Below are 23,305 nucleotides of genomic sequence, written 5' to 3' on the forward strand. Positions count from 1 at the left end.
GCCTGAAGCCTTGACCGAAATGTCCGGAAACGCACATATTACGTTCGTAATTTTCAGTGCGAACTACTTTTACCGATCCGCATCCTTCAGCCAGGAGTAAGAGCATGAGCAACTATGACGTGGTGATTCTGGGCGGTGGCCCCGGCGGTTACAACGCAGCGATCCGCGCCGGCCAGCTGGGCCTCAAGGCCGCGTGTGTCGAAGGCCGCGCCACGCTGGGTGGCACCTGCCTGAACGTCGGCTGCATGCCGTCCAAGGCGCTTTTGCATGCGTCCGAGCTTTACGAAGCGGCGCTGGGCGCGGAGTTCGCCAACCTCGGTATCGAGGTCAAACCCACGCTCAACCTTGCACAAATGATGAAGCAGAAAGACGAAAGCGTGAGCGGCCTGACCAAAGGCATCGAATTCCTGTTCCGCAAGAACAAGATCGACTGGATCAAGGGCTGGGGCCACATCGACGGCCCCGGAAAAGTCAGCGTGACCGGCGATCAGGGCAGCCGGATCGAACTGACTGCCAAGGACATCGTCATCGCCACCGGCTCCGAGCCCACTCCCCTGCCCGGCGTGGAAATCGACAATAAGCGCATCCTCGACTCAACCGGTGCGCTGTCCTTGAGCGAAGTGCCCAAGCATCTGGTGGTGATCGGCGCAGGCGTAATTGGCCTCGAACTCGGTTCGGTCTGGCGCCGGCTCGGCGCGCAGGTGACGGTGGTGGAATACCTCGACCGCATCTGCCCCGGTGTAGACGGCGAAGCGGGCAAGACTCTGCAACGCTCACTGAGCAAACAAGGCATCAGCTTCAAGCTGAGCTCGAAAGTGACCAGCGCCACCTCCTCCGACACTGGCGTACAGCTCAGCGTCGAACCTGCCGCTGGCGGCAGCGCGGAAATCCTTGAAGCCGATTACGTGCTGGTGGCGATCGGACGTCGTCCGTACACCCAGGGCCTGGGCCTGGAAAACGTCGGCCTGAGCACCGACAAACGCGGCATGCTCGCCAACAAACAGCATCGCACCGAAGCACCCGGCGTGTGGGTGATCGGTGACGTAACATCCGGGCCGATGCTCGCACACAAGGCCGAAGACGAAGCCATGGCCTGCATCGAACAGATTGTCGGCAAGGCCGGCGAGGTCAATTACGACCTGATTCCCAACGTGATCTACACCCGCCCGGAGCTGGCCAGCGTCGGCAAGACTGAAGAGCAGCTAAAAGCTGAAGGCCGGGCATACAAGGTCGGCAAATTCCCGTTCACCGCCAACAGCCGGGCGAAGATCAATCACGAGACCGAAGGCTTCGCCAAAGTCATCGCCGATGAACGCACCGACGAAGTCCTCGGTGTGCACCTGGTCGGTCCGAGCGTCAGCGAAATGATCGGCGAGTATTGCGTGGCCATGGAATTCAGCGCCTCGGCCGAGGACATCGCCCTGACCTGTCACCCACACCCAACCCGCTCCGAAGCGTTGCGTCAGGCGGCGATGAATGTCGAGGGGATGGCGACGCAGATGTAAGCACTGTGCGAATACTTCCCGCGCAATGCGGGAAGTATCAGGACGGCAGATGCCCCAGCGGCAACGCGCCGGGCGTTTTCACCGTGTGGATCGCAAAATTGCTGCGGATATCGCTTACTCCCGGCAGCTTCAACAGGCAACCGGTGAGAAAGCGGTCGTAGGCGCGCAGATCCGGCACCACCACTTGCAGCAGAAAGTCCGATTCCCCTGACACCAGAAACGCTGAAATCACCTCCGGCAATGCCGTCACCGCCCGGTGGAATGCCTCGGCCTGTTCGTCGTTGTGGCGCTCGACCTTGACCCCGACAAACACCGTCAGCCCCAACCCTACTTCATCGCGATCCAGATTGGCCTGGTATCCGCGAATCACCCCGGCCTCTTCGAGCATCCGCACCCGGCGCAGACACGGCGACGCCGACAGACCGATTTCGTCAGCCAGCTGCACATTGCTCAGGCGCCCGTCCCGTTGCAGCGCGGCGAGAATCTTGCGGTCGAAGGCATCCAGTTTCATGGTTGGCAGATCCTGATGGTTTACGCGGTGAAAGAGCGCAGATTATGCCAATTCAGCGCCCTTTAGAAGCTGACTACGCAACCACCTGCCCTGCCCTTCAGCCCTAGACTGAGGCGACCGAATCGACAACGAAAGGGGTGCGACATGGCGAGTCTCTGGCTGTTTTTCCTGGCTTTGGCGGTGGTCTATCTGCTGCCCGGTCCGGACATGATCCTGCTGTTGCAAACCGGCGCCCGCCAGGGTCGCGGCGCAGCGCTGGCCACGGCGGTGGGTCTTGCGATTGCCCGGGGTTGTCATGTCGCATTAGCCGCTTTGGGGTTGGCGGCGCTGTTCAAGGCGGCGCCGTGGACGTTCGATGGCGTGCGGATCGCCGGGGCGGCGTACTTGCTGTGGATCGGCATTCAATGCCTGCGCACCACGCTGCTGCCGGATCTGGACGCCGGCACCGTGACGGACAGTCATGCGCAGTGGTACGCAACCATCCGTCGCGGCCTGCTGACCAATCTGCTCAACCCGAAAGCCCTGCTGTTCTGTTCGGTGTTGCTGCCGCAGTTCATCGTGACGGATGGCGCACCGGTGCTGACGCAGTTTGCGCTGCTCGGCGCGATGCTGGTGGGCGCAGGCCTGCTGTTCGACAGCGCCTACGCCCTGACCGGCGCCGCGCTGGGCCGCTGGCTGAAACACAGCCCGACGGCCCAGCGAGTGCAGCAGTGGTTGTTCGGCAGCCTGTTGATCGGCTTTGCCGTGCGCCTGACGTTCGTCCAGCAGGCTTAGGTTTTGCGGGCCTTGCGCTGGCGGCGGGTAATGATTACCAGCGCAATGACGGTCAACCCGACAATGGTGCCGATCTGCACTGCACGCTTGTAGGGCCGCAACACTCCGCGTACAGCATCGACAACCTGGGTGACGTAGCGTTTGTCTGCGTTGGCGAAATCCGGATAAGGGCATTGCTGGCCGAAATAGCCGCCCCAGCCCATGTACGGACCTTCTTTCACATATCGCTGGTACAGCGCGCTTTGCTCTTGCAGGCTGCTATTGAAACCGGCAGCCGAGCACAACACCGCAGCAAACGCCTGACTGGTGTGCGGCAGATTATCCGCAGCACGACTGGCCAGCGCCGTGGCGACAAAACGGTAGTGATAACGCTCGTCCGGCTGCGCTTCACTGGCCTTCTGACGTTTCACCTCGGCTTCGCTCACCAGCGGCCCGACTTTCAGCTCGGTGTTTTCGAGACTGAAGTTGCCACCGAATGTCGCGTAATCCGGGGCCATTTCGTAGCCCAGGATGTCCATGCCCCACTCACGGGCAGTCCACGCAGCATTGAACAGTGCGCTGGCACGTTTGGTCGGCCACCATGCCGAATCGGCTTTGAGGCGTTGCTCACCATAGAGCCGCGCCTTGTTCTGCAGATCCGCGCTGTCGAAATAGCCAACCGCTTCTTCGTAGTGCCCCTCACGCAACAAACGCCGCCCCAGCAGATTACGCAGACTGGCGGCCACCGGCAGCGGCACGTAATTGTCGCGATCCTGCTGGCTCAGCGCGGGCGGTGCCGGGACGTTGTTATCAACATAGTTTTTCAGTTCCTCGACCGTCAGCACTCGCTCGGCCACGGTCGCAGCGTCGAACCAGTAAATGCTTTGGCTGCGATACAACTGATCGAAAGCCTGCAGATACTCGCCACGTTGCAGCGCCAGAATCGCGCTTTCACCCTCGACCCGGCATTTGGGCTGCACGCTTTCGAGATTCCAGTCGGCGGTGCGCCGCTCGCCCCAGGACTCGTCCTGCGGGAACGCTTGCGCGGCTTTCGCATAAGCCGCAGCCGCCGCGTTCCTGTCGCCATCGCGCACCGCCAGTTTCGCCCGCAGCCACGACGCCAGACCGCTGTCGCCAGCGTGTTCGAGGAACGCCTTGGCGCTGGCGTAATCGCCCTGTTGGTAATTCATCGCCGCCAGACGATCAGCGTTATCGAGGCTGCCGCGCGTACTCGCTTGCAGCGCCTTGACCAGCTTCTTCTCGTTCGGCGGCTCATCGCCGAACGACCAGCCGATCCGGCTGATCAACGAGGCGGTCACCAGTTGCTGCACGGCTTTGCCACGCAGCAACTTCTCCAGTCGATCCTCGGGCTCTTCGGCCAGATCGTTCATCAACAGCTTCAGCGAGGTGTAGCCGACGTTCGAGCCATGCAGGTTTTGCGTGGCGTAGAGTTCGATGGCCTTGTCCCAACTACCCGCCGTGCGCAGCGCGCGCGCTTCTTCGCCAAGGCTGGCCACGCCCAGTTCCAACGGATCGCTGAAACCGTCGATGCTCAGTTGCCGCGTCTGGTGGAAGGCTTCGATGGCGTTTTCCAAGGCTTCGAGTGCATCGCCCGCTTCGCTGCTCATGGCAAAGAAAGCCCGGCCCAGCGAATAAGCGGCCCAGGTGCTGCGCAACGCACGTTGATCGGCCGGCAGCGCCAGCAACTGACGGAAATACTCGACAGCCAGTTGATGGTCACCGGCACCGAACGCTACGGCACCCGCCACATACAGACGCAGTTCCGCCGGCAGGCTCGCGCCCTGCGCGTCGACCTGATGCGCGTCGGTCAGGCTGCGCAGTTGTTTGACCAGCGCTTGCTGTTCAGGCGTCAGGCCGATCTGCTCGGCCTTGTCACGCACCTCGGCGGGTTCTGGCGCCTCGGCGTAGATGTCATCCGGATTGTGGGTGGCGGCGGTGACGTTCTTCAGCCCGGCAATGGTTTTGCCGAGGCGACTGATCTCGAACCTGAAGTTGCCCTCCGGCATTTCCGCCAGCGATTGCCCGCGATCGTCGAGCAGACGCATCGGGAAATCCGGGCCGCAGGCCAGCGCCGAACCCAGCGGCAGGCTGAGGCTCAGGCAAAGCAGATGGCGGGGCCAGTTACGGGTCAACATGCGAACCTCCTTGATCAATATTTGCGCAGCGTGCCCAACCGATCGCACGTTGCCCGCCCGCCGGCAATCGGCCGTCGCGCAGGCGGGTGAAGGTAAGCAGATCCGCCGTCTGTTGCAACGCATAACCGGCGAGCGCATCGGCGCCTTCGCAGCCCCGGGCCTTGAGGGTGATGCGGGCGGGCCAGGCGCTGTCGAGGTTGCCGACGTTACGCAGGGCGATGTCTTGCAGGCCGTTCTGTTCGGTAAACGTCAGGCCAAGCTGGCTGCTCAATGCATCGCCTCGGGCGACCGCGCGCAGCGTACTCAGGCTCCAGGCTCTGCGGTCGTTGGCCAACGGCAGCCGAAACCAGATCAGACCGGCCAGGTGCGCCGGGCGATCCTCGCGTAACTCATTGGCCAACCGGCCCAGTTGTTGTGGATCGGCGAGCAATTCGCGTCGCTGGCCACCCCGTTCGAGTGGCACTTCGCTTTCCACCACCGGAGCGCCATCGGCATCCGCCAACAACGCCACGCCATAGGCCGGCAGCGCCAGATAAAACGGTTTATCGGTCACCCGCCCCCAGGCCTTGGCCCAGCGCTGCGCCTGCTCGGGATCGAACAGACCGCGACGCGGATCACTGACGGCGTGCACCTGCAATACACTGCTATCGACGGTCGCCAGCAGCGCCGGCAATTGCGGGCTGTCGAGCCAGGCAGGCAGCGCGGTGATGCTCAGGGGCAGATTGGCCGGCAATGCGCCGCGCAAATGAGCGAGGAATTCGGTATAGCCCGACAGTCGGGCACTGCCGGCGTCATGGTCGATCTCGACCCCGGCCAGGGTGAGTCCCTGCCCTTGCCAGTCATCGAGCACTTGAAGGATTTGCGCCGTGACCGCTTGCGGGTCGAGCGCCTTGAGCTGGCCGTCGAGGCGAATTACCGCGATCAGCGGCCGGGCATCGCGTTTCAACAACGCAGAATCGACGCGTGCCCGACTCCATCCGGCATTCGGGAAAGCCTGCAACGCCAAGACCCGCAACGTCGAAAAGTCGTTGCGACTGTCGTTCAGGGCCTGTACATGGGCTGGCGTCCATTGCCGTTGCCAGACATATAGCTGCTGATCGAGCGGCACTGCGTCCTGTCGTTCACAAGCACACAGCAACAACACAGCCACCAGGGCTGACCACCCGATGATAAAGCGCATACCTTGCAGATCCCTGAGACATCAGGCTGCAAGGTTACACAAAAGCGCTCAGGGCTTGCGGGCAATGATGACCTGACTTTTCGCCACCACCGCATCCAGCGCCTGCTTGATCTGCGCGCCGCGCGGCGAGTCGAGCACCGCTTGCCAGGTATCGGCCCAATGGTTGAGCAGCGGATGATCCGGGTTGCTGAATTCGACCTTGGCTTCCCAGAACAACATCATCCACATCGACCAGTAAAAGCCGTACTGGCTATGGCTGATGATCTCGAGTCCCGCCTCGCTGACCATCGCCTTGAACTGCTCTTCGCTGATGATGCGAATGTGGTTGGGCTTCTGGAAATACTCCGGCGCGGCAATGTCCTTTTGCAGGTCTTCGGAGCTGGGGTGCGGCACGCTCAGCAAATACAACGCGCCCGACTGGCCGACACGCACCAGTTCGGCAAGGAACTGCGCCGGATCGTCGACGTGCTCGATGACTTCAGTGGACACCACGCGAGTGGCGGTGCCATCGGCGATCGGCAGCGGATTGCAGTCGGTCACATGGCATTCGACGCCACGCGCCGGCGTATCGCTCAAGCGCTGGCGAGTCGCTTCGACCTTGGCGCCGTCGATGTCGGCAATGATGATCTTCGCCCCGCGCATGCCGCAGAAATGCACGTTGCCACCGTCGCCGCAGCCAACGTCGAGCAAGGTGTCATCAGCGGTCACCGGGAAGCCTTTGAACAGCTCACCGGTTTCCTGGTTGAACCAGCCGCTGAGCATCGCGTCGTGCAGGCCGAGCATGTAAGGGTCCACCTTGTCGGCGACCGGTGCGACAGCTTGTGCGGGGGCCGGAGCCGCCGTGAGTTTTTTCAAAAGGCTCAGCATGAGGTGGCTCCAGAGGACGAGACGACGGTTCGCGAGGTGGCGAGGCGTTTCACCAGCGTGGCGCCTCGATTGCGCATGGGCATTTCGATCAAGCGGTAATTGAGTTCGCTGAGCAGCACGATCAGGCCACCGGCTATCAGCAGCGTCACGATCGGATGCCCGGCCGGGCTCGGCAGACCGGCGCCCTGCAAACGGAAGGTCAGTTCCCGCACCAGTTGATAGGCCGGGATGTGGATCAGGTAAATGCCGTAGGAGCGGCTGCCGATCCATGCCATCAGTCGTTGCAGGCCCCCGGCCGGCAGCAGGTAATTGCGGTCGTACGAAGCAATCCACACCAGTACGGCGCTGAGCACGGCGATAGACCCGATGCGGTAACCGGCAAAAGTGAAACGGTCGGTGGCCATGAAACTCAGCAGCGCTCCGAGGCTGACCAGCGCGAACACTCCGGCCCATGGCCGCCGCAGAAATACCGGCTCCCAGCGGCGATAACCGGGCTGCACGCTCCACATCGCCAACAGCACGCCCAGCGCCAGCGCATCGGTACGAATCACCATCAGCAGCGGCGTGCGCACGGTGAACAATTGCACCGCCACCAGCGCCAGCAATGCCCACACCAGATGCTTGCGGCACAGCATGATCAATAGCGGGAACAACAGGTAGAACTGCTCCTCCAGCGCCAGGCTCCAGTAGACGAAGCTACTGCCGTATTCGTAATGAAAGAACGCATCGGCAAAGCGGAAATTGGCGTACTGCAGCACCCCGGCCAGGGTGGCCTGGACGTTGGCGGACCACGTGCCGAACGCGCCTGATCGATTCAGAAACACGCACGCCAGCAGCATCAGCGCCAGCCACAGCCAGGCCGACGGCAGAAGACGAAACGCCCGGCGCAGCCAGAAATTGCGCGTCTGCTCCCAGTACTCCTGGCGATTGCTGCAGCCGCGCAGCGCCGGGATCAGGCTGCGGGCGATGACAAACCCGGAGATCGCAAAAAACAGGTCGACGCCCCACCACGGCTGCGCCCAGGCATGAACCCTTTCAAGCAGCGGCACCGGGTCGGTGAACAGGCTGCCCTGCAAGTGATGAAACAGCACGCCGAGTACCGCGACAGCGCGCAGGACTTCGATGTCCATGATCCGCTTGCCGCTCATGACACACGTCCTGCATCGAGCGGTTTGCGGGCGATGATCACCTGACTCTTGGGCATGAAACGGTCGAGCATCTGTTTGATCGCCAAGCCATCGGGCTGCGCCAGCAAGTCCTGCCAGGTTCTGGCCCAACTCTCCATCAATGGTGGATACGGCGCCTGGATCCGGTCGCGCACGGCCCCGCCGAGGTCACGTCCGGCAGCCCGTTCGCTGGCCCAGAAAAAGATCATGCCCATGACCCAGAAAAACCCCGTGGCCTGGCGATGCTCGATCACCAGGCCGGCATCCTCCACCAGTGCCGCGAAGCGTTCCGGGGTGAAGATCTGCACATGGTTGGGTGACTGGTAATAACCCGCCGGGGCAATGCCCTGCTGCAAATGCTCGCCCACCGGCGCCGGCACACTGAGCAGGTACAGCGCACCGGGACGGCCCATGCGCACCAGCTCGGCCATGAACGGCTCGGGCTGATCGATGTGCTCCAGCACTTCCATGCACACGACCTTGCTCGCACAGCCGTCGCTCAGCGGCAGTGGCAGGCTGTTGCTGACCAGGCCGAGGCTGGCCTTGCGGCTCTGCGCTTCGACTTGCCGGGCAAGATCGCGCACCTTGTCGTGTTCGCTGTCGGTGAAGATCACCGAGGCGCCCTGGCGCACGGCAAACAATGTCGCCACGCCCTCACCGCAACCCACGTCGAGGAGGGTGTCGTCCGCATCGATGGCAAAGCCCTTGAGCAACTCGCCACTGTCGCCGTGAAACCAGCCGTCGAGCATGGCGTCGTGCAGGCCGACGTCCCGCGGCGACACGCCGGCAGCCAGCGGTTCAGGCGCAGCAACCGGCAAAGAGACCGGCAACGATCGCGCCACCGGACGCAAACGCCTCAGCAATGCGCGGATCATGTGCCCGTGGCTTCCGTTGCAGCGACAGCGCGAGATTCCTGCACTTGAGCGAGGAAATCACGCAAACGCTGCTCGGCCACCGCCTGACTGCAGAACGCCTGGAGACTGGCAACGGCTTGCGCCGACATTTGCGCATAACGCCCGGGATCGTTCTTCGCCACTGCATAGCTGTCGCGATAGGCCACACAGACCGACGCCCAATTGGTCATGTAGCGCAATGTGCGGAACGCCTTGCGCGGGTCGTGAGGCCAGGCGGTAAGTTCATCGGTGGACTCGACCAGGAACGCGTTGTCGGTGTTCAGGTAATCGATCATCGCCGTGGTGCGCGGCGCCACGGCCGGTTTGCCGCAGGACATGAATTCCATCAGCGGCAGGCACTGGCCTTCGCCGTAGGAAGTGTTCACCACGTAACGGGTGGCCTGCACCAGACGCTCGTAGTCCGCGTCCGCGAGGTAGCCATAAATCAGCACGATGCGGCAGCGGTAGGACTGGTTTTTGTACAGGTGATGAAGAATGTCGCCGAGCGCTTCTTCAGCATCGTGGTGCGTGAGCTTGAGCACCAGCGTCGCGTCTTCGACGTCGCGGAATGTCACGCAGAAAGCGCTGAGCATGTCTTCCCAGTTCTTGCGCCCGTCACCGGGATTGAACACCGATGTGTAGACGACACCGTCCAGCAGCAGCTCCTGCTCGCGCACCGGTGCCTGGAAATCGATGCCCTTGCCACGGCGCAGGTGTTTCGGGCCGAACGCGTCGAGATCGAGCTGACGACTGTCAGCGACCAGCCCCTTGATCGTCAGGCGCACCGGACCTGTCGAGGGCTGCCCCTGAAGCTGCACGCCCCGGGCCGCGAAGCGATCCCACACCGGCGCGGGCACCGCGACAATCGGGTAATCGGCGCCCATGGCTTCGCGCACGGCGTTGACCGTGTAGGTGGAATGGGTGATCGCCGCGCCGCAGGCCCGGAGCACTGTGCGCCAGTCATTGCGCGGCTCGTTGTCGAAGGGTTCGTTGGGGATGGTGCTGAATTCCCAGGCGAACACCGGCAACGTCGGGCATGCCAGGTGGATCGGCGTGCGGTGCGGCGGCGAGAACGACAGGAACACGCAGGGCTCGCCACGGGACAGGCATTCCAGATACAACGCATCGACTTCGCGCGCCGGATCGACGACTTCCACCACACGCCCAAGACGTTCGAGCACCGGCCGGTACTCCTTGAGCACGAAGTAATAGCTGTACTCCGAACGCCCCAGGTTCTGCGCGATGGTGTGCTGGTTGGTTTCCGAATGAATGATGATCAGCATGAGGCGTTGTCCGTCACAGGGGCGGCATCGGCAGCCAGCGGCACGAGGCCGAAAAAGTCCGCCATGCGCCGCTGCACCGGAGCGAACGCGCAGTAGTCGTGCATGCGTTCGACAGCGGCGGCAGACATGCGCGCGTATTCCTGCGGCTGTGCCTTGGCCATCCGGTAGCTGTGCTCATAGGCGCTTTTGAGCGAAGCCCAGTCCGGCCGATAGCGCAGGGTGCGGTAGATGATGCGGGTGTCCTGGGGCCAGATCGTCAGCTCTTCGCTGGATTGCACGACGAAAGCCACCGTGTCGTCGATGTAATCTTCCATGGCCGTGTGGTCCGGGGCGATCACCGGTTTGCCGCTGGACATGAACTCCATCAATGGCAGGCACAGGCCTTCGCAGCGTGAGGCGTTTACGTAGAAACTCGCAGCCTGGTAGAGCCGCGCGTATTGCGCATCGTCCAGATAACCGTGCATCACCAGCACCCGGCAGGCGAACGGTGTCAGTTGCGCGAGCAGGGTCATCAGTTCGCTGTAGTAGGACGCCAGATCGTTCTGGGTAATCTTCAGCACCAGCGTCGCGTCAGGCGTTTCGCGAAAGGCCCAGCAGAACGCGGTGATCAGGTGGTGCCAGTTCTTGCGCCCGTCTTTGGGGTTGAACACGGTGACGTAGATCACGCCTTCCACCGCGGTCTCGACCACAGAAGAGGTGTCCGGCAGATCCAGCGGGGGTGGCTCGACCACCGCCACCGCATGCGGAGCGGCGATGGCCGGGAAACGTTTTTCAAGCCAGGCGTGTGCGCTGTCCGACAGCAGATCCTGCACACCTTCCCAGTACCAGTGGTGCAGGAATTTCACCCGTTCTTCACCCGCGCCCAGCCTCCACAGACGCAGATAGTGACGGGCAATGACCAGGCGTCGTTTGACCGTCAGCGGTGGCGGGCGCAGTGCCTCGATTTCAGCCAGTTGTTCGGCGGTCAGCGGTTTGGGCAGCAAATCGTCGGCAGACAGTCCCAGCGTACGGCTGTCGAAAATGCAGCCCTTGATCGCCAGGGTCGCGCCTGGATTGATCGGCGCACTGACGTGCTGCTCACGAATGGCGGCGAAGTTTTCCCACAAGGGCGTCGGCAGTACGAGTACCGGAAAGTCCTCGCCCATGGCGCGGCGAATCGCGCGGGCGGTGTGGCTCGAGAGCGTGATGACCCGTCCCTGTCGTGCGAGCATCTGCGTCCAGTCGTGGCGCGGATCATCGTCCCACGACTCGCCGGGGATCGAATCGAACTCCCATGCGATCACGCAGATCGTCGGGCATTCAAGGTCGGTCGGCGTATTTTGCGGCGGCGTGAATGACAGGAAAACGCTGCTTTCACCGGCACCGAGCAGTGCTCGATAGAGTGGATCGACTTCGGCGCGGCTGGATACCACATGCACCCGACCCAGGCTTTCCAGCACCGGGCGATAGGCCTTGAGCACGAAGTAGTAGCTGTATTCGGGACGCCCGAGACTCTGGCTGATGGAGCGGTCGTTGACGTCCGAGTAGAGAATGAAATTCATGGCATCCCACGGTGAAACCGCCATCCCGGCAACTTCACGCTATGACGGCCGGGCGTCGGATCGAACCGGTATCAGCGGTGTTCGTCCTGCGTCATCGGGCACGTCTCTGTTCTTGTTTTAATGTTCGGTTTGACCCTGTCGCACGATCCTTGCGAAATGCCGCCGGGGATCGCGACGAGGGGCATTCTAAACACATCCGCCGAGGATTCGGGAACCGCCCGGCGAGAAAAACCCGACTACTCTGACGAGAACTGACCAGTCACGGTTTGGCCGGTTGAAATTGCTGCGCAATTGGCACAGATTGGCAACCAAACAACTACAACAACGGCTTCACCCGTCGTTCTGCCGGATTTTTCTCTCGGTCTGACAGACATTCCCTTAAAGCCTGTGGGAAGTGGTGAAAGTTAAAGACCAAGGGGTCGCTGTTTGAAAAAAAGTCTGTTCATCACGGGTCTCAGTGGATTCGTGGGACAACACATCCAGTCACGTCTGCAAGGGGAAGACGCGTCGTGGGAGCTGCTGCCTGCCGCCTCACCCTACGACCTGACAAAACCGGCCAGCCTCATCGACCTGTGGCCTCAGCTGCCCGATGCGGTCATTCACCTGGCTGGCCAGACCTTCGTTCCCGAAGCCTTTCGCGATCCGGCACGCACCTTCGATATCAATCTGCATGGCACCTTGAACCTGTTGCAGGCACTCAAGGCCCGGGGCTTCAAGGGTACGTTCCTGTATGTCAGCTCGGGCGACGTCTACGGCCAGGTTGAAGAACCCGCACTGCCGATCACCGAACAACAACCACCCTGCCCGCGCAATCCTTATGCAGTGAGCAAACTGTCGGCCGAATTTCTCAGCCTGCAATGGGGGTTGAGCGAAGGCTGGCCGGTGCTGGTGGCGCGCCCGTTCAACCACATCGGCACCGGGCAGAAAGAAAGCTTCGTCATCGCCAGCGCCGCGCGACAGATCAACCGCATCAAACAAGGCCTGCAAGCGCCGCAACTGGAAGTCGGTGACATCGATGTCACCCGCGATTTCCTAGATGTCGGCGACGTGGTTTCGGCCTACTTCGCGTTGCTGGAAAAAGGCACGCCAGGACAGGTCTACAACATTTGCTCAGGTCGTGAGCAAAGCATCCGCAGCCTCATCGAACAGATGGGCGACCTGGCCGAGGTCGAGCTGCAACTGGTTCAGGACCCGGCGCGCATGCGCCGCGCAGATCAGCGTCGCGTTTGTGGCAGCCATCAACGGCTGGCCCGAACCACAGGATGGACGCCGAAAATCACTACACAACAATCCCTGCGGGCGATCCTGTCCGACTGGGAGACGCGAGTACGACAAGAATGACAAAAAGTGCATTGATCACAGGGATTACCGGCCAGGACGGCGCCTATCTGGCCAGACTGTTGCTCGACAAGGGTTACAAGGTTCACGGCCTGGTGGCACGACGCAGCAGCGACTCGCGATGGCGTCTGCGCGAGATGGGCGTTGAAGCCGACATCGTTTACCTGGACGGCGACATGGCCGACGCCTGCTCGGTGCAGCGCGCGGTGATCAAGTCGGCACCGGACGAGGTGTATAACCTGGCGGCCCAAAGCTTCGTCGCGGCTTCCTGGGACCAACCGGTGACCACCGGCATCGTCGATGGCCTGGGCGTGACTCACCTGCTCGAAGCGATCCGTCAGTTCAGCCCGCACACGCGTTTCTATCAGGCTTCCACCAGCGAAATGTTCGGCCTGATCCAGGCCGAGCAGCAGGACGAGAACACCCCGTTCTACCCGCGCAGCCCTTACGGCGTGGCCAAGCTCTATGGTCACTGGATCACCGTCAACTACCGCGAAAGCTTCAACCTGCACGCCAGCAGCGGCATTCTGTTCAACCATGAATCGCCACTGCGCGGCATCGAATTCGTGACCCGCAAGGTCACCGATGCGGCAGCCCGGATCAAGCAGGGCAAACAGCAGGAGCTGGCCCTGGGCAACATCGACGCCAAGCGCGACTGGGGCTTCGCTGGCGATTACGTCGAGGCCATGTGGCTGATGCTGCAACAGGACAAGCCTGACGATTTCGTGGTCGCCACCGGCGTCACCACCACCGTGCGCGAGATGTGCCGCATCGCCTTCGATCATGTCGGTCTCAACTACCGCGACTACGTGAAGATCGATCCGGCGTTCTTCCGCCCGGCTGAAGTCGAAGTGCTGCTCGGCAACCCGGCCAAGGCCCAGCGCGTGCTCGGCTGGAAACCCAAGACCGACCTCGACACCCTGATCCGCATGATGATGGATGCGGACATGAAACGCGTCGCCAAGGAGTAGGCCATGCTGATCCCCGTGATTCTGTCCGGCGGTGCCGGCACCCGTTTGTGGCCGGTGTCCCGCGAGGGCCATCCCAAGCCGTTCATGACCCTGCCCGACGGCCAGTCGCTGCTGGGCAAGACCTACCGCCGCGCCGCCGCGCTGCTGGACGGCTGGGGCGACATCGTCACGGTGACCAATCGCGAGTACTACTTCCAGAGCAAGGATCACTATCAGGCCGCGCGCCTGTCCCGGCATCGCGGGCACTTCCTGCTCGAGCCCACCGGACGCAACACCGCGCCGGCCATCGCGGCGGCAGCACTGTCGCTGCAAGCCCTGCACGGTGATGCGGCAATCATGGTGGTGATGCCCGCCGACCATTTGATCGTCAATGAAGACGCGCTCAAGAGTGCAGTCGAGCACGCGGTCAACCTGGCGAAGGACGGTTATCTGGTGACCTTCGGCGTAGTGCCGACTACCCCGGAAACCGGCTTCGGCTACATAGAAACAGGAGCGCCGCTGGATGCCAGAGGCGCGGCCAAAGTGCAGCGTTTTGTGGAAAAACCCGATCTCCAAACCGCCACCCATTACCTGGAAAGCGGCAACTTCCTGTGGAACTCGGGGATGTTCTGCTTCACCACCGCGACCCTGATCGCCGAGCTGGAGCTGCACGCCTCCGAGCTGCTGGAGCAGACCCGCGCCTGCATGGCCGCCAGCGAACCGCTGGAAACCACGGGTTATCTGCAACAGGAACTGTCGCCGCAGCTATTCGCCGAGATCACCGACATTTCCATCGACTACGCCTTGATGGAGCGTTCGGAGAAAGTCGTGGTGGTGCCCGCCGGTTTCGACTGGAGCGACATCGGTTCGTGGGGCGCGGTCGCCGCGCTGGTGCCGGCCGACGCGGATAACAACCGTGCGAGCGGCGAAGCGATCTTCATCGACAGCCGCAATAACTTCGTTCAAAGCGAAGGCCGGCTGGTGGCCGCTGTGGGTGTGGAAGACCTGATCGTCATCGACACCGCCGACGCTGTGCTGGTGGCCCATGCCGACCGTGCGCAGGATGTGCGGCGGGTGGCCAAGCAGCTCAAGGACAAATCCCACGAGGCCTATCGCCTGCATCGTACGGTCAGCCGTCCGTGGGGCACCTACACCGTGCTCGAGGAAGGCCCGCGCTTCAAGATCAAACGCATCGTGGTCAAACCCGGCGGCAAGCTGTCGTTGCAGATGCACCATCACCGCAATGAGCACTGGGTGGTGGTCGAAGGCATGGCCAAGGTCACCAACAACGGCAGCGGCACGACCCTGGTGGCGAAAAACGAATCAACGTTCATCGCCGCCGGTCACAAGCATCGTCTGGAGAACCCCGGCGTGATCGACCTGGTGATCATCGAAGTGCAAAGTGGCGAATACCTGGGAGAGGACGACATCGTCCGCTTCGAAGACCAATATGGCAGGACGGTGTGAATGCTGCTTTCCCTGTACCGCTCGCTGCACGACTACCGGGGTTTCATCCTCGGTAGCGTCAAGCGGGAGTTTCAAGCGCGGTATCGCAATTCGCTGTTCGGCGCGCTGTGGACGGTACTCAACCCGCTGTCGATGATCATCGTGTATACGGTGATCTTTTCCCACATCATGCGCGCCCGTCTGCCCGGCGTGGACGACGGCATGGCCTACAGCGTCTACCTGTGTGCCGGGCTGCTGACCTGGGGCCTGTTCTCGGAAATCACCCTGCGCAGCCAGAACATGTTTCTGGAAAACGCCAACCTGCTGAAGAAAATCAGCTTCCCGCGCCTGTGTCTGCCGGTGATCGTGCTGCTCAATGCCGGCATCAACTTCGCGATCATCATCGGCCTGTTCCTCGGTTTTCTGTTGATCACCGGACGCTGGCCGGGCATGGCCCTGTTGGCACTCGCACCGCTGCTGGCGCTGCAAGTGCTGTTCTGCGCCGGGCTGGGGATGATCCTCGGCGTGCTTAACGTGTTCTTTCGCGATGTCGGGCAATTGTTCGCCATCTGCCTGCAATTCTGGTTCTGGCTGACGCCGATCGTGTACCCGCTGAGCATCCTGCCCGAGTGGGTGCAGCGCCTGCTGCAGCTCAATCCGCTGACCAACCTGATCGGCAGTTACCAGAACCTGTTTCTCTACGGTCAGTGGCCGGTGTGGAGTTCGCTGGTGCCGATCTTCGTGATCGGCCTGCTGTTGTGCGCGGTCGGCCTGCGCCTGTTCCGCCGCCGGGTCGGCGAAATGGTGGATGAACTCTGATGGGGCACATACGCGTCTCCGGCCTGGGCAAGGCCTACAAGCAGTACCCCACTCGCTGGAGCCGTCTGGCCGAATGGCTGATTCCGTTTTCGCCCATGCGTCATCGCCAGCACTGGGTGCTGCAGGACGTGAATTTCGAAATCGCCCCCGGTGAAGCGGTGGGCATTGTCGGGGTCAACGGCGCCGGCAAAAGCACCCTGTTGAAAATGATCACCGGCACCACTCAACCCACCTGCGGCCAGATCCAGCTCGAGGGCCGGGTCGCGGCGCTGCTGGAACTGGGCATGGGGTTTCACCCGGACTTCACCGGTCGACAGAATGCGGTGATGGCCGGGCAACTGCTGGGCATGCAGGTCGAAGACATCGAAGCACTGATGCCCGACATCGAACGCTTTGCGGAAATCGGCGAGGCCATCGATCACCCGGTGCGCACCTATTCCAGCGGCATGCAGATGCGCCTGGCCTTCAGCGTCGCCACCGCGCGCCGCCCCGACATTCTGATCGTCGACGAGGCGCTGTCGGTGGGCGACGCCTACTTTCAGCACAAGAGCTTCGACCGCATCCGCAGCTTCCGCAAAGCCGGCACTACGCTGCTGATCGTTTCCCATGACCGCTCGGCGATCCAGTCGATCTGCGACTCGGCGATCCTGCTCGAAGGCGGCCACATGGTCATGCACGACAAGCCCGAAGCGGTCATGGATTACTACAACGCCCTGCTCGCCGAACGCGAAGGCCAGACCGTGCGCCAGGAACTGCTCGACGGCGGCCAGGTGCGTACCGTGTCCGGCACCGGCGAGGCCGGGATCCTCAGCGTGCGCCTGCTCGACGAACGCGAACGTTCGATCGAAGCCGCCGAAGTCGGTCAGCCGGTCACACTCGAAGTTGAAGTGGAGATTCGCCAGGACATCGAACGGCTGGTGCTCGGCTTCATGATCAAGGATCGCCTGGGCCAGGCCATGTACGGCATCAACACCCATCGCCAGAATCAGGCGCTGGATGACCTGCGCGCAGGCGAGCGCATCACCTATCGTTTCGCTTTCGTCATGGGCCTGGGCAAGGGCAACTATTCAATCGCCCTGAGCCTGTCGCGGCTGGATTCGCACCTGGACCGCAACTTCGAATGGCGTGACTACGGCCTGGTGTTCCACGTGATCAACAACCGTCGGGAAGATTTCGTCGGCTGTTCCTGGCTGGGCGCCAGCACCTCGATCACCCGTCATGCGGACAGCCTCGCGGAGCGTGCGCCATGACCCGCCTGTTGGTCGAATGCACCCACGTGTTCAAACACCCGAAGGTCAATTCGGGGATTCAGCGGGTGGTACGCAACGTCATCAAACAGTTGCCGCCGAGCGCCGAAGGCGTCGAATGCGTACCGGTGGTTCTGCTCAAGGGCCAGCTATACCGTGTGAAGCGTCTGGCGCCGCTGGATTCGCCGCTGTTCAATGCCATCGTCACGTTTGGCGAACGCCTGGAACGGCTGGCCCATCGCTTCTGGCAACTGCATCAGCGGCTGGACACGCGTTGCCGCACAAAACTGGCAAGACGCCTGTTGTACGTCGGCTATCGCCTGACCTCGTTCGGTGCATTCGGAGTACCGTTGCGGCTGGTCGGGCAGGTCAATCGCTATCAATTGCCTCAACGCTGCGAACCGCTGCAACACCAGCCGGGCGATCAACTGGTGCTGCTGGATTCGTCCTGGCATTCTGACTTTTTCCTTCATGCCGAGCGCCTCAAGCACGAAGGTCTGGGCATCGTTGCGGTGATCTACGACCTGATTCCCCTGTCCCACCCGCAGTTCTACGACACGCGGCTGGTCGAGGTGTACAGCGAGTGGTTCGACTGGATCGCCCGCAATGCCGACGGCTTCATGGCGATTTCCGCCACGGTGCGCGATCAGGTGCATGCAGAACTGCAACGTCGCCTTGGTTCGGCACAAGTCGGCAAACGCTGGTTCGACTACTTTCATCTCGGTTCGGAGCTGGATCTGCAAAGCGTCGAAGCCGCCGTCGAACCGCGCCTGCAACAGCTGTTCGCCACGCCGGAGCCGGTGTTCCTGATGGTCAGCACCATCGAGCCGCGCAAGAACCACGACTATCTTCTGGATGCCTTCGACCATGCCTGGGCGAACGGCTCGAAAGCCCGGTTGTGCATTGCCGGGCGCGTTGGCTGGAAGTGCGACGCGCTGCTCGCCCGGATCCGCCATCATCCCGAGCTGAACCGGCGCCTGTTCATGTTCAACGACTTGAGCGACACCAGCCTCGAACACGCCTACGCCCATGCCAGCGCGCTGGTGTTTCCGTCGTTCGTCGAAGGTTTCGGCCTGCCACTAGTGGAAGCCATGCAGCGCGGGTTGCCGGCGATGGGCAGCGACATCCCGGTGTTCCGCGAGATTGGCGGTGAATTCATGGCGTATTTCGATCTGCAATCGCCGCAAAGTCTCGCCGAGCTGGTGCAGACCTTTGAGCGCAACGGTCGATTCCCCGCCGCCCGCGATGTCAGCGACTGGCAATGGATCGGCTGGCGTGAAGCCAGCGCGCAACTGGCCGAGCGTACCGCGCGCCATGTGCTGGAGGCGCCTCAGGTGCCAGCGAGGCAACATGCGCATAGCCCTTAACGCCCGAATCCTCCAGGCGCCGCGCACCGGCATTGGCCATTACGTGGCCGAACTGGTGAATGCCTTGCACGCTGAAACCGATATCGAGATGGCGCTGTTCCATGGCTGGGGCTGGAGCTCGCAACTGCCGGAAGCGGCGATGCCCGGTTATTCGCGCCTGACGCCATTGCTGCGGCAGATCCCCGGCGCCTATCAGGCGCGCCGCTGGCTGGAGCAGAAACGCTTCGATCAGGGCCCTGCGCAACCGGTCGATCTGTATCACGAACCGAGTCTGTGGCCGCTGGCCTTCAACGGCCCGACCGTGATTACCCTGCACGATCTCACGCACCTGCATTTCCCCGAGACTCAGCCGCCGGCGCGGCTGCGGGAAATCGAACGGCGGCTCGCCGACGGCGTACGCCAGGCGCGGATCATTTTGACTGACTCGCAAGCCATCGCTGACGAGGCCCGGGACTATTTCGGATTGCCCGCCGAGCGATTCGTGGTCGCGCCGCTGGGGGTCGCCGAGCGTTTCCATCCCAGAGAGCCCCAAGACATCGATGCGGTGCTCAAGGCCCATGCGGTCGAGTTCCGGGAGTATTTCCTCTGCGTCGGCACCCTGGAGCCGCGCAAGAACCTGAACCTGGCCCTGCGCGCCCACGCGCTGTTGCCAGACCTGGTGCGCCAGCGTTTCCCGTTGTTGATCGTCGGCATGGCCGGCTGGCAGCGCCACCAGTTCAGTGAAGAATTGCAGCAAGCGCTGGCTTGCGGGCACGTGTGCCTGCTCGGCTACTTGCCCGATGAGCAAGTCGCGCAATTGCTGGCCGGCGCCAGGGCGCTGATTTTTCCGTCGCTGTATGAAGGTTTCGGCCTGCCGGTGCTGGAAGCGATGGCCAGCGGCACACCGGTGGTACTCACCCGCTCTTCGGCCATGCCGGAAGTGGCGGGGGACGCCGGCAACTATATTGAAGCTGACGATGCAGACGGCTTGCGTGATGCGATGAGCCGACTGATCGATGATCGAGCGCACTGGCAGGCATGCCGGGAAGCCGGATTGCAGCAGGCACGGCTTTTTTCCTGGAAGCGTTGCGCGCAGGCCACGGCCGGCGCCTACCACCAGGCCATGGGAGGTTGAATGCGAGTTCTGCATTTTTTCAAAACGTACCTGCCTGACTCGGTCGGCGGTATCGAGCAAGTCATCTTTCAACTCTGCGAGAGTGGCGCCCAGCACGGCATCGACGGCCAGGTGCTGACTCTCAGCGCCAATCCCGAACCAGCCGTGGTACGCCTCGGCCAGCACGAAGTGCATCGGGCCAGACTGGATATCCAGTTCGCCTCCACGGGTTTTTCCTGGAGCGTGTTCAAGCAGTTTCGCGAACTGGCCGCCGAAGCCGACGTGATCAACTATCACTTCCCGTGGCCATTCATGGATCTGGTGCACTTCGCCAGCGGCGTGAACAAACCGACGGTGGTGACGTACCACTCGGACATCATTCGCCAGAAGCACCTGCTCAAACTCTATCGCCCGCTGATGAACCGCTTCCTCGCCAGTGCCGACCGGATTGTCGCGGCTTCGCCGAACTACCTGCACACCAGCGATGTATTGCAGCAATTCCAGGACAAGACCCGCGTCATCCCGTATGGCTTGAACAAGGCCGGTTATCCACAGCCCGACGTCGAGCGCATGAACCGCTGGCGCCAGCAGCTTGGGGATAAGTTTTTCCTGTTTGTCGGGGTGATGCGCTATTACAAAGGCCTGCACATCCTGCTCGATGCATTGAAGGATGTGGACTACCCGGTGGTGATCGTCGGTGCCGGCCCATTGGAACAGGAACTGCACGCCCAGGCCGCCGCGCTGGGCCTGCGCAACATTCACTTCCTCGGCCGTTTGAGCGATGAAGACAAGGTCGCCCTGCTGCAACTGAGCTACGCGATCGTCTTCCCGTCGCACCTGCGCTCGGAAGCGTTCGGCATTTCGCTGCTGGAAGGCGCGATGTACGGCAAACCGATGATCTCCAGCGAGATCGGCACCGGCACCAGCTACATCAATATCCACAACGAGACGGGACTGGTGGTGCCACCGAGTCATCCACAGGCGTTTCGCGAAGCGATGCGCACCCTGTGGGAAAACCCGGCCCGCGCCGCCGAAATGGGCCTCAAGGCTGAGGCCCGCTATCGGCATTTATTCACAGCCGACGAAATGGGCCGCAAGTGGACCGAGTTGTATCAGGAGCTGCTGGAGGAAAAGGCGTTGTCCTACGCCTGATCCGTTACAGATCCAGCACCAGCGGCTGGGCACTCTGCGCCGGCACCGCGCAGCAAATCAGTACCTGCCCCTCCTCCGGCACTTCCGCCGGAGGCTGTGGATAATTCACCGCGCCGCTGATCAGCCGCGTCTTGCAGGTGCCGCACGAACCACCGCGGCAACTGAATTCCGGGCGCAGGCCGCGGCTTTCCGCCAATTCCAGCAAACTGCCGCCGTCGGGCTGCCAACGCGCTTCCTTGGCCGAACGCTCGAACAGCACCGGCACCGACGTGGTCGCGGCGGGCAATTGCTCGATCACGATCGCATCCGGATCGGGCTGGCGCTTGAGGGTCGAAGGGCCAAAGGTTTCCGCATGGATCTGTCCATCCCGCACATCCAGTTCACGCAACGTGTCGTAGAGACCCTGGGTAAAACCGCCGGGGCCACAGAGCACGAAGTCGACCTGATCAAAATCTTCCAGCGTCAGCAGGTTTCGCAACAGGTCGCCATCAATGCGACCACGAATATCGTAATCCTCGCCTTGCACCAGATCGTCCTCCGGCTGGCTGAGCACTCGCAGCACCTTCACGGCGTCACCGGCATCTTCCAGCAACCGGTCCAGCTCCGCGCGAAACGGCTGATCGGCGAGGCTGCGGGAACTCTGAACAAACAATGTCGGACGAATCCGCCGTGTCCGCAGGCCCTGATACACCACCTCACGCAGCATCGACAGCAACGGCGTGATGCCGACGCCGGCGGCGAGCAGCACCAATGGCTTGCGCTCCAGCGCGGCCACGGTGAAATGCCCCTGGGGCGATCGCGCCTCCAGCACATCACCGACGCTAATCTCCTCATGAAGGTGCGTCGATACCCGCCCTTCGCGTTTCACGCTGATCCGGAAGAAATCATCCGACGGCGCGCCCGACAAGCTGTAAGTGCGGATGTGCATCTCGCCATCGAGGTTGAACCGCAGCGGCAGATGCTGCCCGGCCAGAAACACCGGAAGACCCGCGCCATCGTCCGGCTCCAGATAAATCGAGCGGATGTGGCGGCTTTCTTTTTCAATCCGTGTCACGCGCATCGGACGCCAGGCATCGCCCAGCGCCTGCGCCTGTAACCGTGCATCGGCCTGGGCCCAGGTGCCGGTCAGCAGGCTGGTGGGCGACATACCGTCGAAGCGCCAGCGCAGAGCCAGTGCCGCCGGACGTCGAACCAGTTTCTCCACTTCAAATGTCCACAACCGTTCGGCGCCCTGGAAGGCTTCGATTTGCGGCCCCTCGAGAATCACCTCGGTACGGCCGCTGAGCTGCAACACGTCGCCTGTGGAAAAGTCGATGAACAGCAACCCGGCCAAGGGGTTGAGTAACAGATTGCCGAGGGTATTGAAGTGCAGGTTGCCGGCAAAATCCGGGATCGTCAGGCGATTGCCTTCGATCCGCACAAAACCGGGCTGACCGCCGCGGTGGGAAACATCGACTGAGCGCTCACCGTCGACATCAACATAACTGGCGACGAAGAAGGTGTCGGCGCTTTCGATCATCGCAATGGCGGCGTCATCGAGGCTGTCACGGTGTTCGGCCTTTCGGGTCTGCGGATCCGTCAGTGGTACCCGCTGGAACTGGCGCAACTGAATGTATTGCGGGCAGTTGCCGAACGACTGATCCACCGTCAGCGCAAAACCGTCCGCACCAAGGCTGACAATATGGCCATTGAGCCGATTGCGCCGGCGAGTATGCAGCTCGATGCCAAGCAATCCGATCGCGGCACCGGCCTGCAACTGCGCCGGATCATCGGCAGCCGGAAGACTGGCGAACTGCAGTTGCGTCGGCTCGGGAGAGTGGGCGAAACCCGGTTCGCCCTCCAGCAGGCTGGCCCAGGGACGGCCCTCGGCATCCACCGCGCCGTACAGCATGAACGGCAATTGCTGATAGAACTGACGGTGCTGATCCGGCATCCAGGTGCGAATCACCTTACGCCCGAATTCCGCCATTCGTTCGGCAACGCCGACATGGGCCTGCAACTGTTGCTCGCCAGCGTGCCACGGTGAACGTTCCATCTC

The 23,305-nt window shown here is 62.2% G+C and carries 19 protein-coding genes; 10 read left to right on the forward strand and 9 right to left on the reverse strand.

Going from position 1 to position 23,305, the window contains the following annotated elements; genetic code table 11:
- Positions 1–104: 104 nt before the first annotated feature.
- Positions 105–1,505, forward strand: a complete 1,401-nt coding sequence (lpdA, locus tag CAF90_RS11015) for a dihydrolipoyl dehydrogenase (RefSeq protein WP_085606277.1) — start codon at positions 105–107, stop codon at positions 1,503–1,505.
- Between the two features lie 37 nt (positions 1,506–1,542).
- Here the strand turns inward: lpdA and CAF90_RS11020 are convergent, their stop codons facing one another.
- Positions 1,543–2,016 (reverse strand): Lrp/AsnC family transcriptional regulator, encoded by a 474-nt coding sequence (locus CAF90_RS11020; protein WP_007954205.1) that lies wholly within the window; start codon positions 2,014–2,016, stop codon positions 1,543–1,545.
- Between the two features lie 144 nt (positions 2,017–2,160).
- On the opposite strand from CAF90_RS11020, the gene CAF90_RS11025 reads away from it, so the two are divergent.
- The gene (locus tag CAF90_RS11025) at positions 2,161–2,790 is read left to right on the forward strand and encodes a LysE family translocator (protein WP_085606279.1); all 630 of its coding nucleotides are present in this window, start codon (positions 2,161–2,163) and stop codon (positions 2,788–2,790) included.
- On the opposite strand, the gene CAF90_RS11030 is transcribed toward CAF90_RS11025, so the two are convergent.
- The 7 genes from CAF90_RS11030 to CAF90_RS11060 are packed head-to-tail and all read right to left on the reverse strand — an operon-like array spanning position 2,787 to position 11,855.
- On the reverse strand, positions 2,787–4,925 hold the full coding sequence (locus CAF90_RS11030) for a hypothetical protein (RefSeq protein WP_085606281.1): 2,139 nt from the start codon (positions 4,923–4,925) through the stop codon (positions 2,787–2,789). The two genes, CAF90_RS11025 and CAF90_RS11030, sit on opposite strands and share 4 nt — an antisense overlap.
- Positions 4,912–6,105, reverse strand: coding sequence for a DUF3142 domain-containing protein (locus tag CAF90_RS11035; protein ID WP_085606283.1), 1,194 nt, complete (start codon positions 6,103–6,105; stop codon positions 4,912–4,914). Before CAF90_RS11035 ends, CAF90_RS11030 begins: the two co-directional genes overlap by 14 nt.
- A gap of 48 nt (positions 6,106–6,153) precedes the next feature.
- Entirely contained in the window at positions 6,154–6,972 is an 819-nt protein-coding gene (locus CAF90_RS11040; protein ID WP_007954201.1) for a class I SAM-dependent methyltransferase, read from the reverse strand.
- Positions 6,966–8,120 (reverse strand): acyltransferase, encoded by a 1,155-nt coding sequence (locus CAF90_RS11045; RefSeq protein WP_085606285.1) that lies wholly within the window; start codon positions 8,118–8,120, stop codon positions 6,966–6,968. The genes CAF90_RS11040 and CAF90_RS11045 overlap by 7 nt, the downstream gene beginning before the upstream one ends.
- The gene (locus tag CAF90_RS11050; RefSeq protein WP_085606287.1) at positions 8,117–9,013 is read right to left on the reverse strand and encodes a class I SAM-dependent methyltransferase; all 897 of its coding nucleotides are present in this window, start codon (positions 9,011–9,013) and stop codon (positions 8,117–8,119) included. Before CAF90_RS11050 ends, CAF90_RS11045 begins: the two co-directional genes overlap by 4 nt.
- Positions 9,010–10,314, reverse strand: a complete 1,305-nt coding sequence (locus tag CAF90_RS11055; RefSeq protein WP_085606289.1) for a glycosyltransferase — start codon at positions 10,312–10,314, stop codon at positions 9,010–9,012. The genes CAF90_RS11050 and CAF90_RS11055 overlap by 4 nt, the downstream gene beginning before the upstream one ends.
- Positions 10,308–11,855: a glycosyltransferase family 4 protein gene (locus tag CAF90_RS11060; RefSeq protein ID WP_256578434.1), complete on the reverse strand. Its 1,548-nt coding sequence runs from the start codon at positions 11,853–11,855 to the stop codon at positions 10,308–10,310. The genes CAF90_RS11055 and CAF90_RS11060 overlap by 7 nt, the downstream gene beginning before the upstream one ends.
- 426 nt (positions 11,856–12,281) lie before the next feature.
- Between CAF90_RS11060 and CAF90_RS11065 the strand changes: the two genes are divergently transcribed.
- From CAF90_RS11065 to CAF90_RS11100, 8 genes are read left to right on the forward strand one after another with little or no spacing between them, the layout of a single operon-like run.
- A complete protein-coding gene (locus CAF90_RS11065) occupies positions 12,282–13,196 on the forward strand; it encodes a GDP-mannose 4,6-dehydratase (RefSeq protein ID WP_007954191.1) in 915 nt (304 codons plus the stop codon).
- Complete coding sequence (gene gmd, locus CAF90_RS11070; protein WP_007954189.1) at positions 13,193–14,164, forward strand: GDP-mannose 4,6-dehydratase; 972 nt, start codon at positions 13,193–13,195, stop codon at positions 14,162–14,164. The genes CAF90_RS11065 and gmd overlap by 4 nt, the downstream gene beginning before the upstream one ends.
- Positions 14,165–14,167: 3 nt before the next feature.
- The gene (locus tag CAF90_RS11075; RefSeq protein WP_085606293.1) at positions 14,168–15,610 is read left to right on the forward strand and encodes a mannose-1-phosphate guanylyltransferase/mannose-6-phosphate isomerase; all 1,443 of its coding nucleotides are present in this window, start codon (positions 14,168–14,170) and stop codon (positions 15,608–15,610) included.
- Positions 15,611–16,408 (forward strand): ABC transporter permease, encoded by a 798-nt coding sequence (locus CAF90_RS11080; protein ID WP_085606296.1) that lies wholly within the window; start codon positions 15,611–15,613, stop codon positions 16,406–16,408.
- On the forward strand, positions 16,408–17,658 hold the full coding sequence (locus CAF90_RS11085; protein WP_085606298.1) for an ABC transporter ATP-binding protein: 1,251 nt from the start codon (positions 16,408–16,410) through the stop codon (positions 17,656–17,658). Before CAF90_RS11080 ends, CAF90_RS11085 begins: the two co-directional genes overlap by 1 nt.
- Positions 17,655–19,022: a glycosyltransferase family 1 protein gene (locus tag CAF90_RS11090; protein WP_085606300.1), complete on the forward strand. Its 1,368-nt coding sequence runs from the start codon at positions 17,655–17,657 to the stop codon at positions 19,020–19,022. The genes CAF90_RS11085 and CAF90_RS11090 overlap by 4 nt, the downstream gene beginning before the upstream one ends.
- Positions 19,006–20,136 (forward strand): glycosyltransferase family 1 protein, encoded by a 1,131-nt coding sequence (locus CAF90_RS11095; RefSeq protein ID WP_085606302.1) that lies wholly within the window; start codon positions 19,006–19,008, stop codon positions 20,134–20,136. The genes CAF90_RS11090 and CAF90_RS11095 overlap by 17 nt, the downstream gene beginning before the upstream one ends.
- Entirely contained in the window at positions 20,137–21,267 is a 1,131-nt protein-coding gene (locus CAF90_RS11100; protein WP_007954176.1) for a glycosyltransferase family 4 protein, read from the forward strand. It abuts the gene before it with no gap.
- Between the two features lie 4 nt (positions 21,268–21,271).
- Here CAF90_RS11100 and CAF90_RS11105 read toward each other — a convergent pair whose 3' ends face one another.
- Complete coding sequence (locus CAF90_RS11105) at positions 21,272–23,302, reverse strand: pyridoxamine 5'-phosphate oxidase family protein (protein WP_085606304.1); 2,031 nt, start codon at positions 23,300–23,302, stop codon at positions 21,272–21,274.
- Positions 23,303–23,305: the final 3 nt, after the last annotated feature.

This window comes from Pseudomonas sp. B37(2017) (assembly GCF_002112885.1).
GTDB classification, from domain to species: domain Bacteria; phylum Pseudomonadota; class Gammaproteobacteria; order Pseudomonadales; family Pseudomonadaceae; genus Aquipseudomonas; species Aquipseudomonas paraglycinae.

Coding starts and splice junctions, on each gene's coding strand:
- lpdA (WP_085606277.1), top strand. CDS start 105: ATGAGCAACTATGACGTGGTGATTCTGGGCGGTGGCCCCGGCGGTTAC.
- CAF90_RS11020 (WP_007954205.1), bottom strand. CDS start 2,016: ATGAAACTGGATGCCTTCGACCGCAAGATTCTCGCCGCGCTGCAACGG.
- CAF90_RS11025 (WP_085606279.1), top strand. CDS start 2,161: ATGGCGAGTCTCTGGCTGTTTTTCCTGGCTTTGGCGGTGGTCTATCTG.
- CAF90_RS11030 (WP_085606281.1), bottom strand. CDS start 4,925: ATGTTGACCCGTAACTGGCCCCGCCATCTGCTTTGCCTGAGCCTCAGC.
- CAF90_RS11035 (WP_085606283.1), bottom strand. CDS start 6,105: ATGCGCTTTATCATCGGGTGGTCAGCCCTGGTGGCTGTGTTGTTGCTG.
- CAF90_RS11040 (WP_007954201.1), bottom strand. CDS start 6,972: ATGCTGAGCCTTTTGAAAAAACTCACGGCGGCTCCGGCCCCCGCACAA.
- CAF90_RS11045 (WP_085606285.1), bottom strand. CDS start 8,120: ATGAGCGGCAAGCGGATCATGGACATCGAAGTCCTGCGCGCTGTCGCG.
- CAF90_RS11050 (WP_085606287.1), bottom strand. CDS start 9,013: ATGATCCGCGCATTGCTGAGGCGTTTGCGTCCGGTGGCGCGATCGTTG.
- CAF90_RS11055 (WP_085606289.1), bottom strand. CDS start 10,314: ATGCTGATCATCATTCATTCGGAAACCAACCAGCACACCATCGCGCAG.
- CAF90_RS11060 (WP_256578434.1), bottom strand. CDS start 11,855: ATGAATTTCATTCTCTACTCGGACGTCAACGACCGCTCCATCAGCCAG.
- gmd (WP_007954189.1), top strand. CDS start 13,193: ATGACAAAAAGTGCATTGATCACAGGGATTACCGGCCAGGACGGCGCC.
- CAF90_RS11075 (WP_085606293.1), top strand. CDS start 14,168: ATGCTGATCCCCGTGATTCTGTCCGGCGGTGCCGGCACCCGTTTGTGG.
- CAF90_RS11080 (WP_085606296.1), top strand. CDS start 15,611: ATGCTGCTTTCCCTGTACCGCTCGCTGCACGACTACCGGGGTTTCATC.
- CAF90_RS11085 (WP_085606298.1), top strand. CDS start 16,408: ATGGGGCACATACGCGTCTCCGGCCTGGGCAAGGCCTACAAGCAGTAC.
- CAF90_RS11090 (WP_085606300.1), top strand. CDS start 17,655: ATGACCCGCCTGTTGGTCGAATGCACCCACGTGTTCAAACACCCGAAG.
- CAF90_RS11095 (WP_085606302.1), top strand. CDS start 19,006: ATGCGCATAGCCCTTAACGCCCGAATCCTCCAGGCGCCGCGCACCGGC.
- CAF90_RS11100 (WP_007954176.1), top strand. CDS start 20,137: ATGCGAGTTCTGCATTTTTTCAAAACGTACCTGCCTGACTCGGTCGGC.
- CAF90_RS11105 (WP_085606304.1), bottom strand. CDS start 23,302: ATGGAACGTTCACCGTGGCACGCTGGCGAGCAACAGTTGCAGGCCCAT.